Source organism: Paenarthrobacter histidinolovorans (genome assembly GCF_014647595.1).
In the GTDB taxonomy this organism is placed as follows: Bacteria; Actinomycetota; Actinomycetes; order Actinomycetales; family Micrococcaceae; genus Arthrobacter; species Arthrobacter histidinolovorans.
Genome location: NZ_BMPM01000008.1, coordinates 168,836 through 181,066, shown reverse-complemented (window position 1 = coordinate 181,066; position 12,231 = coordinate 168,836). Strand labels below are relative to the sequence as shown.

Sequence of the window (12,231 nt, the reverse complement as noted above, 5' to 3'; positions counted from 1 at the left end):
ATGTTCATTCGAAAGATGCACCGCACCGCTTTGGCGACAGCCGCCGTCGTCACCGCCGCTTTGACACTCACCGCCTGCGGTTCCTCCGGTTCCCCAACGTCCGACGGCGGACCGGCCACAGGCAAGGTGACGCTCTGGATGTACCCCGTCATCAAGGACGAGACCGCCAGCAAGAAGTTCTGGCAGGACACTGAGGCCAGCTTCGAGAAAGCCAACCCGGGAATCGACCTGACCATCGAGCTCCAGACGTTCGACAAGCGGGATGCCCAGATCTCGGCGGCGTTGGCCGCAGGCTCCGGACCCGACGTCGTCCTTATTACGCCTGACCAGGCAGCCACCTACCGCAACGTGCGCGGGCTGCTGCCTGTGGACAAGGCCATTGAGCAGGACAAAGACAACTTCTACCCCGGCACGCTGGAGGCAGCAACTTTCGACAACGAAGTGTTCGGCGTTCCGCTGTTCCAAAACATCAACACCACTGCCTACAACAAGAAAATCTTCGCCGACGCAGGGCTGCCGCTGCCCAAGACCTGGGACGATCTCCGCAACGCGGCACCGATCCTGGCGGAGAAGGGCATCGCCGTAATGGACTACGCCGGCAGCCCCGAACAAACCTTGAACCTGTCCTTCTATCCCCTGCTGTGGCAGGCCGGCGGAACGGTGTTCACCGATGACGCCAAGGACATCGCCTTCGATTCAGAAGCCGGTGTTTCGGCGCTCCAGCTGCTGATCGACCTCAAGAAGCTCGGCGGGCTTCCGGCGGATGCCGCCACCGATGGCCCCAAGGTTGAAGGTGCGCCGATTGCCACCGGCAAGGCAGCGATGCGCGCCACGACGTCCCTCCCGGAACTGAAGCAGATGCGCGCCGCGCTCGGCGCCGACAATGTTGCTCTCGGCGCCCCGCTGCAGGGCAAAGTCCAGGCGACCTACGGCAATCCCGGCTTGCTGGCACTGACCTCTATTAATAAGAAGGAGAACCGCGAAGCTGCCTACAAGGTGATGAACTACCTGAGCTCGGCTGAATCACAGAAGGCACTCAACGCCGCTGCCGGTAACCTGCCTACGCGAAGCGACGCCGCCGCACTGGGCACTGATGCCGACTCCCTCGCCATGGCAGAAGCCTTGAAGTCCGCAAACCCCGGCGAACCGTCCCCGGTTGCACGCCAGGTCATGGGCGCCCTCGCGCCGAACATCCAAGCTGCGCTCCGCGGCGATGTCAGCGCGAAGGAAGCCCTCGAGCGTGCCGCCAAAGAAGCCCGCGGCATCCTGCAGCGCTCGGCATCCTGAGTAAGCCCAACCACCGATTGGTTACCCCATGTCTGTAAACACCCGCACCAGAACGACGCTGGCCGGCCGACATCCAGAGTTGACGGCGTCACCGCTCAAACCTTTTGGAGCCAGGAAGGCCCGTAACCGCGAAGCGTTGGCCGGCATCCTTTTCGTCCTTCCCACGCTGGTCATTTTCGGCCTCTTCAAATTCCTGCCCATCTTCGGGGCCGGCGCCATGAGCTTGACCGAGTACAGCCTCAACGGTGACTTCGAGTTCATCGGCGCAGACAACTACACGCGCCTGACCGCGGATCCCAACTTCTGGCAAAGCCTCAAGGTGACGTTCCTGTACGTGGCGATCTTTGTGCCATTCATCATCGCCGTGTCACTGGCAGGAGCTGTCCTCCTGGACAAACTGGTCAGGTTCTCCGGGACTTTCCGGGCGCTGCTGTTCATTCCGTACCTCAGTTCGTTCGTGATGGCCGGCATCATCTGGACCTGGATCTTTTCCACCGATGGTCCTCTAAATGCCGCCCTGGGCGGCCTGGGCATGGGGCCCGTCCCCTTCACCTCAGGGCCTCAGCTGCTGGTCCTCTTGTCCCTGGCCGTAGTGTCCGTGTGGAAAGGCTTCGGCTATTCCATGCTGATATTCCTGGCCGGGCTCAAGGCGCAGCCAGCTGAAGTCCATGAGGCTGCCCGCATCGACGGGGCAGGCGCTTGGAAGTCGTTCTGGTTCGTGACGCTGCCGCTGCTGAAGCCCGTGGTGTTCTTTGTCCTGGTCATCGAGACGATTGTCGGTTTCCAGGTCTTCGACACCATCTATGTGATGACCGGAGGCGGACCCGCCCGGGCCAGCCACAGCCTCATCTACTTCCTGTTCGATGAAGGCTTCAAGTTCTTCGACTTCGGCTATGCCTCGGCCATCGGCGTGGTGCTGTTCATCATTGTGCTCATCCTGTCGCTCATCCAGCAGCGCTTCTTCGAAGGTAAGGACTCCAAGTGACTGCCACCATCTCAACGCAAACTGTTGGCCGGGGCCCAGCCAAAGGTCCCGCCGTGTCCAGCCCCCGACGCAGCAAAGAGAAGCGCCGCCAGCGCACCCTGACCTGGGTGTTGGCAGTGATCTCACTGTTCACCGTGGCGCCCCTGATTGCCGTGGCCGTGCTGGCCCTCTCCCCCGCGGATGCACCCACGCTGCCTTACGCGGTGCCATCGTCACTGACGTTCGACAACATTGTCCGCATCTTCAACGTGGGCGAATTCCCGCTCTGGCTCTGGAACTCATTCCTGTACTCGGCGGTATCCGTGGTGGTTGTCCTGCTCACCGCCTCCATGGCCGCTTACGCCTTGGCCCGCAAGCGGTTCCCCGGACGGAACGCGCTGCTCTGGGCCATCATCGCCACCATGATGGTGCCCGTGCAGGCCACCCTGATCCCCACGTTCATCCTCATCTCCAAGATGGGCGGGGTGAACACCCTCTGGGGCCTGATCCTGCCTACTCTGGCCAACGCCCAGGCGATCTTCCTCATCCGCCAGTTCGTGCGGGACATGCCCGAGGAACTCTTCGACGCCGCCCGCATTGACGGTGCCGGCGAATGGCGGACCTTCTGGCAGATCGTCCTGCCCCTGATTCGTCCCGTCCTGGCAACCCTGGCGATCTTCGTATTCCTATGGCATTGGAATGACCTCCTCTGGCCATTGGTGGTGGGCCAATCGGACGCAGCAAGAACTCTCACGGTGGGCTTGGCAACGCTGAACACAGAGACAGCGTCCACGTCCAACGTCATGGCCGCGACACTGGTCAGCTTCCTCCCCTGCCTGGTGATTTTCGCTTTGCTGCAGAAACACATCGTCGCCAGCATCACGCACAGCGGGGTCAAGGGATGACCCCGCCCATCCGTTTCGGCCTCATCGGCGTCGATTCCCCGCACGCGCCGTCCTTTACGCGACTCTTTGGAAACGGCGTCGACGGCGCGGTCCCCGGCGGCACGGTGACGCACGCTTGGAAGGGGGAAGCGGCGTCGGACTTTCCTTTGAGCCTCGACCGGATCGACAGCTTCGCGGACGAAGTCAGCGGGCTTGGCGTCACCTTGTGTGACTCTCCCGAAGCTGTGGCCGAAGCCTGCGATGCCCTCCTCATCGTGGCCTCCGATGCACGGACACACCCCCATTACTTTGAGCGCGTTGTCCGCTACGGAAAGCCGATCTACGTGGACACCCGCTTCGCCCCCACCCTGGCTGAGGCCCGGACCATGCTCGCCCAGGCACAAGCCTCCGGCACACTGGTCCTGGCCGGGTCCCCCAAACGGTTCACTCCGGAGTTCCAAGCGGCCCGTGGTGGTGCCCGCGTCCGGGAGGTGACACTGGACGGAGCTTTGCCCACCCAGCCGGGGCATCCCGGCTTGTCGTGGTACGGGGTGCACTTGGTAGACCTCGCAGTAGCCGCGCTCGGCGCCGGCCCGGAAGCAATAACGGTCGACGCCGGGAAGCCGGGTTCCTTCACCACCGTCACCTCGGTGACGGTGCGGTGGGGTAACGAACGAGTGGCTGACATGAAAGGCGAATCCCAGTGGAATCCTCTCACCACAGGACGCCTCACAACCGATGAAGGGGTCCGCGAGTTCTCGATCGAAGCCGGCCCTTCCATGCTTGTTGGGCTGTTGAAGGGGATCGTGGACTCCATCCACAGGGGGACACCGAACGTACCCCTGCGGGAAATCCTCAGCATTGTCGCCATCGTGGAAGCCGCCAACAAAAGCCTGGAGGCCGGACTCCCGGTGTCCGTGGGAAGAAGCTCATGATCCAGACAACAACCCGTGTGTCATCCCGAACGGTGAGGATCGGCGTCGATATCGGCGGCACCAAGATCGAGGCTGTCGCCATCGATGAGGACTGCAATGTCCTGCACGCTGTCCGCCGTCCCACCGTACGTGGGAATGAGGCCCTTCTCAGCACTCTCTTCGACGTCCTCAAAGAGTTGCGCGGCGCCGAAACCCTCGCGGACTGCAGCGTGTCCGGGTTGGGCATCGGAATTCCCGGAACAGTGGATACCGCGTCCGGGTACGTCGCCAATGCGGTGAACGTTGGCGTCACCAGTCTCGCGTTGGGCAGCCTGGTGGAAGCTGAGCAGGGGCTGCCGGTTTCGGTGGAGAACGACGTCAATGCCGCCGCCCTCGGAGCCCACTACCTACTGGCCGACGGCGACACGTCCGGCTCCAGCGCCTACCTCAATCTCGGTACCGGCTTGGCGGCGGGTTACGTCAGCAACGGTGTTGTGGTCCGGGGCGCATCCGGGGCCGCAGGCGAAATTGGGCACCTCCCCCTCGGGCACCAGGGCGAGGAATGCCCCTGTGGCCAAAAGGGCTGCCTGGAGCTCATCGCTTCGGGTTCTGGCATTGCCCGTCGGTGGCCCGCCGAAAGCCAGTGGCCCGCCGTCGCACTTTTCGAGGCAGCGCTCGACGGCGACCCTCTCGCCAAAGTTGTTCAGCAGCGGTTCTTCGAAGGAGTTGCCACAGCTATCCGGATCCTTGGACTGACCTACGACCCCTCTTCGATCTACGTCGGCGGCGGTCTGAACGCACTGGGCCAGCCACTGCTCAAAGGTATCCAAAGGGAACTTGTCCGGTTCAGTTCACCGTCGCCGTTCCTTGGCTCTCTCGCACTCGGCGATCGCATCCAGTTGGTCCCTCAGGGACTCCCCATTGGCTCTGTCGGTGCGGCGATGGCCGCCGATCAGCAACTTCTCTTACCCAACAACTTGAAGGAAGACCCATGGCAGAAGTCATTATTGTCCGCGACCACACCGAGGCCGGAAACGTCGCAGCAACCATCATCGCCCAGCAAATCACCGCCAACCCGGCCATAGTGCTGGGCCTGGCCACGGGCTCCACGCCGCTGTCCACGTATGCAGCATTGGCGAAGTCCATTCGCGAAGATCGGATTGACGTTTCCCGCGTAAAGGGCTTTGCCTTGGACGAGTACCTGGGCGTCCCTCCGCATCACCCCGAAAGCTACCGCTCGGTGATCACCCGCGAAGTCGTTGAGCCCCTGGGACTGAACCCGGATCACGTGTTCACCCCGCGGGGCACGGGCAGCGGTATCACCCGGGCCGGGGAAGAGTACGAAGCATTGATTGCAGAAGCCGGCGGCGTGGATATCCAGATCCTGGGCATCGGTTCCAACGGCCATGTGGGGTTCAATGAGCCGGGCTCGTCCCTGGCTTCGTCAACACGCATCAAGGCACTGGCCGAACAAACACGCAAGGACAACGCACGGTTCTTCAACTCGCCCGAAGAGGTTCCAACGCACTGCATTACCCAAGGACTGGGAACCATCCTCCGAGCCAGGCAGTTGGTGCTCCTGGCTTTTGGCGCGAACAAGGCACAGGCCGTTGAGGCTGCTTTGGAGGGGCCTGTGTCCTCAACCATTCCTGGTTCGGTCATTCAACAGCATGCGCGGGCAACTGTGATCATCGACGAAGAGGCCGCCGCGGCGCTGGCACACTCCGATTACTACCGTCATGCCCGGCAATCGGCCATGGATCTGATGCAGTAAGTTTTTAGTGGGGGCGAACGCATCCCGAGTGCCAAAAAAGGGGTCAGTAAATGGGGCAGGACGACGCACGCACATCAGGCTGGAAGTCTTTTTGGGACCGCGGAGGCTGGTGGCGGGCAGTCCTCCTGGCGGTGCTTTACATGGTGGTCTACCTTGGTGCGGGCCAAGTCATCGGCCTCATTGCAGGCGATCAAGTGGTCGCCGAGGATATCTTCCGCACACCCCAGAGCGTCTTCATCGGTCTGACATTGTCATTGATTGTTGGCAGTGCTGCACTGGCTGCGTTCGTTTATTCCGTGGGCTGGTTCAAACCGCTCTTCGCGAAGCAACCTGTCAAGGGAAGTTGGTGGATGTGGGCGGCGCCGTTCTTCCTGGTTGCCGCCATTGTGTTGCGCTTCCTGGGCATCAACTACAGCAGTTACCAGGCCTCCGTCGTGGTCATCATGCTGCTTACCGGCCTGCTGATCGGTTTCGCGGAGGAAATCCTCACGCGCGGCATTGTGGTGAAAATGCTGCGGGACTCCGGGAAATCCGAGTGGGTGGTCATGGTGCTGTCTTCCTTGATATTTGCCCTGTTGCACTCCGCTAATGCCCTGTCAGGCATGCCGATCATCACGGTCCTGGTGACCATTGTGTTCACGTTCGGTTTCGGCATTTGCATGTACCTGACCATGCGGGTTACCGGCAACCTGATCTGGCCCATGATTCTTCATGCCCTCTATGACCCCACGCTCTTCCTGTCCACGGGAGGCATCGATCAGGCTGCTGCGGGGCCGCAAAGCCCGCTCGTGCAGCTGGCCGGCCCGGCCAACATGATTTACATCCTGATCGCGGTGGTCGCGTTGATTGTGGTTCGTGGAAAGATGCAGCGCGCACCGCTCGCCATGACAACGGTGTAGCGCTCAGCGAATCAGGAACAAACAGAAACGTTCGGGGTCGCGCAGTAGAGGGAATGGGACTATTCTGGCGCCCATGGCCAAGGCAGCCTCGCCTGTGCGCGCGTGGATCGGCACGGTTCTTTTCTTGTTCCTGGCGCCTGGGATCGTTGCGGGATTTGTTCCGTGGATGATCACGGGTTGGCCGTGGCACCCGTGGGGCGATGGGTGGACCGTCGTGGTCGCCTGGGTGGCTGTTGCTGCCGGAGTGGTTATCCTCCTGCACGCCTTTGCACTCTTCGCACTGAACCGCGGAACACCTGCGCCAGTGGCTCCCACCGAAACGCTCGTTGTGACAGGGTCCTACCGCTACGTGCGCAATCCCATGTACCTCGCGGTTCTCAGTATCATCCTCGGCCAGGCGCTGCTGTTCGGCAGCTGGGGGCTGGTGATCTACGCAGTGATAGTCCTCGCCATGGTGGTGGCCTTCGTGAAGGGCTATGAGGAGCCGACACTCACTGAGACCTATGGCGAGCAATACACCACGTACCGGCGCAACGTCCCGGGATGGTGGCCGCGGTTGACTCCGTGGCGGGGGTGAGCGACATCGGTGAGGAACCCCCTACTCCGAGTCCTCCCCGGTCACGGTGGACTCCCGGATAATCAGCTTGGGTGCCAGGCTGACCCGGCGGAGTGCGGGTGAAACGGCGGAGCCGGCCATGCCAGTCAACCTCTCCATGCACATGGTCACGGCCGCGTATCCAACGTCCCGCTTGGGCGGAGAAATGGAGGTGAGGGGTACCGGGGCGAGGTCCGCAACTTCGTCGTCATAGGCAACGATTGCCAGGTCCTCCGGAACGTCGACGCCGGACTCCTCAGCAAGGTTGACCAGGGTAATGGCTTCCTCGTCCGGAAGGACCAGTGCGGCACGGGTGTTGGTGCGGCGGCAGTCTTTCAGGAACTTGGCAAACTCCTTGTGGTTGTTTCCCGCACCCACTACCGAGCGGACGTACTCCAGGACAGGTGCATCCGTTTCGAGACCCAGCTTGGCCACCATGCGCTCATGGCTTTCACGCAGCCAAGGTGCCGTGGCGCTGCTGGCAATGGCCAGTCCGATCCTGCGGTGGCCCAGGGAGGCAAGGTGCTCCATGGCCAGTTCAGCACCGTATGAGTGGTCTGACATCACGGACTCGAACACCCGGCTTGAACGCTCCACCAGCACCACCGGGATCCGCACTCCGGACAGCAGGTCGAACGTTGGCGAACCGGGTTCGAGGGGGCCTGCGGTTGCCAGGAGTATCCCGTCCACGGAGTTGGCCACCATGCGCTGGAGTTGCCGGAATTCGTCGTCGGCAGAGTAGTTGCTGACACCCAGGATCAGGCGCGCATTCAAAGCCCGGGCCGCTGCTTCTGCACCGCGGATGACCTCGGGGAAGTAGTAGCCGGTGGTGGGGACAATGAGTCCCAAAGTGGCCAGCGGCTGGCGGGTCCTTCTGTGGATGGCCTCTCCTGGCCGCTCCACCACCATACGGACCGCTCCGCCATGGACCCGGCGGAGGAGTCCTTGGGCAGCGAGCTGCGTCAGGTCCCGGCGGATGGTCATAGTGGACTGGCCGCTCTTTTCGGCAAAGTCGTTCACGGTGAGGGTCCCCCGCAACTCCAGCTCGCGGAGTATTTTCTCGTGGCGTTCCCCGCTGAGCATGCCAGTCCTCTTCCGGAATCCCAATGTTCAAATAAGCATAATTGACTGAATGGAAACGACGTCGCGGGGCCGGCTTTGCGCGTAAACGCTCGCCAGAGTGCGCAGAGCAGACCCCGCAACGCCAGCCGTCACGGCCGTGGGTGGTCGTCGATCCGCACGACGTTGCGGCCACGCATTGTGTAGAGGTAGCCGTCTTCGTCGTTGGTGATGTGCGAGCCGCTGTACCAGCCGCCGTTGATGTCAGCCACAACAGTGGCGAGCGCGAAGGTCTTGGGATCGAAGCGGAAGACGTTCGTATCCGAGACACCGTAGACAGCGCCACGGTTGGTGACCAGAGCAGCGAATCCCGTGCAGACCGAGCTGATATCGGCCTGGTGGATCAGCGTGCGTTTCGGCAGATCAATCACGAAAACACGTCCGGTCCGCACAATCCCATAGAGGTACCGCCCCTGCACCGCCAAGGCGGAAACGCCGGCGCCCAAACCGGGATCAAGGCGCCACAGTTCCTTGCCCGCTACGGGATCGAACGCCACAACGGTGCCAGGCCCCTCCGTTCCGGGCCGTCCGCCGCCGAGGTAAGCGACGCCGTCGCGCGCTGTTACCGCGCGGACCAACTGCACCTTATCCACGGGGTTAAGGAAGAATCCCGACTTACCCGTGCGGGGATCGTAGGTCCACAACGAACCGCCGCCCTCGGTATCGGCCTGCGCGCACACCAGAACGAGCTTGTTGACCTCATCCCAGTGGACGTCCAAGGGCCGGTTCTGTTCGGAGGAGAACTTGGCCACCTGGCTGATGGGCTTGCCGCTGCGGGGGTCGTAGCTCCAGATGCCTTGGGAGCTGTACTGGCCGGTGTACAAGACGCTGTCCACCACCACGGCGTCCTTGGCCTCCCCGGGGACGGTCATGTTGGCGACCTGACCGGTTCCCAGTGATCGTCGCGAGATGACACCGTTGCCGCCGACGTACACGAGGCCGCCTCCGGCTGCCAGACCCATGGCTTCCTGGGCGTCCGACGGCGCTCCGGCCTCGCCAAGGTCGGTGGTCTTGAATGTCCCGGACGTGGGGTCGATTTCCGCAACGAACCCGAATGCGGAGGTCACCAGCACTTTGCCGTTCAGGGTGTCAACGCCCCAGATCTCGCCCAAGAACGGGCCTTGGTACGGAACAGCTGAAACGGTGTTGGCAGAAAGGGAGTAGGCAAGGAGCCCCGATTCGTTGGCGAAATAGACCTTGTCGCCAATTGCTGCGAAGTTCTTTGCGGTTTTTCCTTCCGATGCCGCCGAGGCATAGGAGGACGGGTTGGTGACACTCAGGGCCGCGATTTTGGAGGTAGATGTTGAAGCGGCCGAGCTGACCATTAGCTTGTCGCCCACGATCGCCAGGTCCCTGATGCTCGGGTCCGCGATCATCTCCGCAGGCGTGACGTTTCTGAAGGACTTGGCTGCATGGTCATAGGCGTACAAGCACGCCCGGCTGGCGCTTCCTCCGCCACCCAGAGTGCTGCCCGCGCCGAAGAAGATGGTGGAGTCTGTGGCGGCGACGGCACGGGCCAAGGTGGCTCCGGCGTCCGGAACGCCGAGGTTGGAAACCGTGCCGGTGGCGGGCTCGTATTCCCACAGGGCCGGCGCGGTACCGCTGCCGCCGCCCACGGCATACAGGCGGCCGTTGGGGGCCACACTCAGGTCGCGAACGTCGCGGTCACCGATCCGGCCAACCGGGGTGGCCTTTGCGCCCAGGTTGGACAGGTCCCAGCGGAACAGGTTCGGTTTGGGACCAGTGGTGTTCTGCAATACCCCGGCATACAGGTACCGGCCGGAGGCGTCGGCAGCGAGGGTTTGGATGGCGTAGCCGTTCTCCAGTTCGCTCACGCCGGTGACTTTGCCGCTGGGCACGTGGAAAGCCACAATCCGTACCGGGTCCAGGTTTCGCGAACCAATGTACAGCGTCTCACCCACCAGCAGCCCGCTCATGAGGGAGAACTGTACGACGCCGGGGCCAAGGTCCAGGACCTCGGTCGCCTTCGGTTTGGCCGCCAGGGAGGCGGACGCCGACGCCGGTTGGCCGGCTGCCAGCCCCATGGCCGCTGCGAGCGACGCCACTCCCCCGACCTGGAGGACTGCCCGCCTGCTGATGTTCGATTTCTCCATTGGAATCCCTGCTCTTAGGAAGTGCTCGATGAGTGAGCTGTTGTTGGGGTGTCCAGAATTCATAGCAGCGCAGAGCGAACACAGTCCAGCTTTTCTGTTCGTTCAAACACAACTCATTTCGTTCAGAGCAGCTATACCTTGCAGATTCCTACAATGCTGATTTCGATGGATGTTTGAATTTGTTTGAAACGTTGAAGATGTTCGAACTTGCCGATTACATGGACCTATCGCCGTGTGGCCCCCACCACATATCCCCTTCGCATCCGAAGTCTTCAAAGGAGAACACCATGAAGCGTCGTCATCTCTTCGCCGGAGTAGCTGGCTTGGCTGCCAGCACTCTGTTGCTGGCCGCGTGCGGCAACGGCCCCACCCCAGCGGCAGCACCCACGCCCACGGAAGATCCCTCCGGCTCCATCACCTTCTGGTCCTCATTGGCCGGCATGGACAAAGTGGCTGAAGCGTTCAACGCCAGCCAGGACAAGATCAAGGTCAGCTTCGAAACCATCCCCAACGGCGCCAACGGCGGGTATGCCAAACTCTCCACCGCCATCACGGCAGGCAACGGCCCGGACGTGGCCACCATCGAATACCCGCAGTTGCCGCAATTCGTCAGCAATAGCCAGGTCGTTCCTCTCGATGGCCTCATCAACAAGGCTGAGACCGTGGATAAGCTCACGGACGAGACCAAGGCATTGGTCCAGTTCGGCGACAAGACCTACGCCCTTCCCTACGACGCAGCCCCCATGCTCATGTGGTACCGGAAGGACATGCTGGCGAAGGCCGGCGTCGAGGTCCCTAAAACCTGGGACGAATTCGAAGAGGCAGGTAAGAAGCTCAAAGCCGCAGCGCCCAACTCCTACCTCGCCAGCTTCAACCCCAACGAGGTAGCCGCGAGCGCCGGATTGGCTTGGCAGGCTGGCGCAAAGTGGTTCGGCACCGAGGGCGACAGCTGGAAGGTGGGCGTCAACGATGAAGCCACCCAGAAGGTTGCCTCTTATTGGCAGAAGCTGATTGACGAGAAGATCGTCAAAGTTACCCAGGCCTACAGTGACGAGTGGAGCCTGGATCTGGCCAACAGCACGGTAGTTGGAGTCCTCGGCGCCAACTGGAGTGCCACCGGTATCCAGAAGCGCACCGAAGCCAGTGGTCAGAAGGGCCAGTGGATCGCCGCCGAGCTGCCAACCTGGGGCAACGAGTCCGGAGCGTTCTATGGCGGATCCAGCTTCAACGTGACCAAGAGCAGCAAAAACCCGGCCGCGGCCGCCAAGTTCGTCGAGTTCCTCACCACCAACCAGGAAGCCATCAAGGCCCGTGGCAACACCGGATCCGCCTTCCTTGCCTTCCCGGGACTGACGCCCGTTGCGCAGAAGGCCTACGACGCCAGCTACTTCGGCAACGACATCTACGAGGTCTTCAACAAGGCCTACGGCACCATCACCCCGGGTTGGCAGTGGGGCCCGAACTGGGACATCACCAACACCGCGCTCAAAGACGCCTACGGGAAGCTGACCACCGGCGGCACCATCCACGACGCCGTCGATACCGCGCAGGACGCCACCGTAGGCGGCTTGAAGCAGGCCGGCTTGTCCGTCAAAGAGTAGGCCCGTCACCGGGTAGCTCTTCCACAAAGCAGTCACAGGCAGGGGGCCTCGCCGGAGGCCCCCTCCAACCAAGGAGAATC

Annotated in this window: 11 protein-coding genes; 9 read left to right on the top strand and 2 right to left on the bottom strand. The window is 62.2% G+C overall.

The window, feature by feature from the left end; all coding sequences use genetic code 11:
• The 8 genes from IEY62_RS17655 to IEY62_RS17620 all read left to right on the top strand — a co-directional run bounded on the left by IEY62_RS17655 (window position 1) and on the right by IEY62_RS17620 (window position 7,299).
• Window positions 1–1,287, top strand: coding sequence for an extracellular solute-binding protein (locus tag IEY62_RS17655; RefSeq protein WP_189020262.1), 1,287 nt, complete (start codon window positions 1–3; stop codon window positions 1,285–1,287).
• 28 nt (window positions 1,288–1,315) lie between these two features.
• The gene (locus tag IEY62_RS17650) at window positions 1,316–2,272 is read left to right on the top strand and encodes a carbohydrate ABC transporter permease (protein ID WP_189020260.1); all 957 of its coding nucleotides are present in this window, start codon (window positions 1,316–1,318) and stop codon (window positions 2,270–2,272) included.
• The gene (locus IEY62_RS17645; RefSeq protein ID WP_229785421.1) at window positions 2,269–3,156 is read left to right on the top strand and encodes a carbohydrate ABC transporter permease; all 888 of its coding nucleotides are present in this window, start codon (window positions 2,269–2,271) and stop codon (window positions 3,154–3,156) included. The genes IEY62_RS17650 and IEY62_RS17645 overlap by 4 nt, the downstream gene beginning before the upstream one ends.
• Entirely contained in the window at window positions 3,153–4,070 is a 918-nt protein-coding gene (locus tag IEY62_RS17640) for a Gfo/Idh/MocA family protein (RefSeq protein WP_189020257.1), read from the top strand. The genes IEY62_RS17645 and IEY62_RS17640 overlap by 4 nt, the downstream gene beginning before the upstream one ends.
• Entirely contained in the window at window positions 4,067–5,134 is a 1,068-nt protein-coding gene (locus tag IEY62_RS17635; RefSeq protein ID WP_189020255.1) for an ROK family protein, read from the top strand. The genes IEY62_RS17640 and IEY62_RS17635 overlap by 4 nt, the downstream gene beginning before the upstream one ends.
• Window positions 5,041–5,823, top strand: coding sequence for a glucosamine-6-phosphate deaminase (gene nagB, locus IEY62_RS17630; RefSeq protein ID WP_189020253.1), 783 nt, complete (start codon window positions 5,041–5,043; stop codon window positions 5,821–5,823). Before IEY62_RS17635 ends, nagB begins: the two co-directional genes overlap by 94 nt.
• Window positions 5,824–5,873: 50 nt before the next feature.
• Window positions 5,874–6,722 carry a CPBP family intramembrane glutamic endopeptidase gene (locus tag IEY62_RS17625; RefSeq protein WP_189020251.1) on the top strand — a complete coding sequence of 283 codons (849 nt, stop codon included), beginning with the start codon at window positions 5,874–5,876 and terminating at the stop codon, window positions 6,720–6,722.
• Window positions 6,723–6,795: 73 nt separating this feature from the next.
• Window positions 6,796–7,299 carry a methyltransferase family protein gene (locus tag IEY62_RS17620; protein ID WP_189020249.1) on the top strand — a complete coding sequence of 168 codons (504 nt, stop codon included), beginning with the start codon at window positions 6,796–6,798 and terminating at the stop codon, window positions 7,297–7,299.
• A 21-nt stretch (window positions 7,300–7,320) separates the two neighbouring features.
• Here the strand turns inward: IEY62_RS17620 and IEY62_RS17615 are convergent, their stop codons facing one another.
• Complete coding sequence (locus IEY62_RS17615) at window positions 7,321–8,400, bottom strand: substrate-binding domain-containing protein (protein ID WP_189020246.1); 1,080 nt, start codon at window positions 8,398–8,400, stop codon at window positions 7,321–7,323.
• A gap of 128 nt (window positions 8,401–8,528) precedes the next feature.
• Window positions 8,529–10,550 carry an NHL repeat-containing protein gene (locus IEY62_RS17610; RefSeq protein WP_189020244.1) on the bottom strand — a complete coding sequence of 674 codons (2,022 nt, stop codon included), beginning with the start codon at window positions 10,548–10,550 and terminating at the stop codon, window positions 8,529–8,531.
• A gap of 287 nt (window positions 10,551–10,837) precedes the next feature.
• Between IEY62_RS17610 and IEY62_RS17605 the strand changes: the two genes are divergently transcribed.
• Window positions 10,838–12,151, top strand: a complete 1,314-nt coding sequence (locus tag IEY62_RS17605; RefSeq protein ID WP_189020242.1) for an ABC transporter substrate-binding protein — start codon at window positions 10,838–10,840, stop codon at window positions 12,149–12,151.
• The last annotated feature ends 80 nt before the right edge of the window (window positions 12,152–12,231 follow it).

Excerpts from the sequence above, each read along its gene's own strand:
- nagB (WP_189020253.1), top strand. The coding sequence starts at position 5,041 with ATGGCAGAAGTCATTATTGTCCGCGACCACACCGAGGCCGGAAACGTC.
- IEY62_RS17650 (WP_189020260.1), top strand. The coding sequence starts at position 1,316 with ATGTCTGTAAACACCCGCACCAGAACGACGCTGGCCGGCCGACATCCA.
- IEY62_RS17625 (WP_189020251.1), top strand. The coding sequence starts at position 5,874 with ATGGGGCAGGACGACGCACGCACATCAGGCTGGAAGTCTTTTTGGGAC.
- IEY62_RS17620 (WP_189020249.1), top strand. The coding sequence starts at position 6,796 with ATGGCCAAGGCAGCCTCGCCTGTGCGCGCGTGGATCGGCACGGTTCTT.
- IEY62_RS17635 (WP_189020255.1), top strand. The coding sequence starts at position 4,067 with ATGATCCAGACAACAACCCGTGTGTCATCCCGAACGGTGAGGATCGGC.
- IEY62_RS17655 (WP_189020262.1), top strand. The coding sequence starts at position 1 with ATGTTCATTCGAAAGATGCACCGCACCGCTTTGGCGACAGCCGCCGTC.
- IEY62_RS17640 (WP_189020257.1), top strand. The coding sequence starts at position 3,153 with ATGACCCCGCCCATCCGTTTCGGCCTCATCGGCGTCGATTCCCCGCAC.
- IEY62_RS17615 (WP_189020246.1), bottom strand. The coding sequence starts at position 8,400 with ATGCTCAGCGGGGAACGCCACGAGAAAATACTCCGCGAGCTGGAGTTG.
- IEY62_RS17610 (WP_189020244.1), bottom strand. The coding sequence starts at position 10,550 with ATGGAGAAATCGAACATCAGCAGGCGGGCAGTCCTCCAGGTCGGGGGA.
- IEY62_RS17605 (WP_189020242.1), top strand. The coding sequence starts at position 10,838 with ATGAAGCGTCGTCATCTCTTCGCCGGAGTAGCTGGCTTGGCTGCCAGC.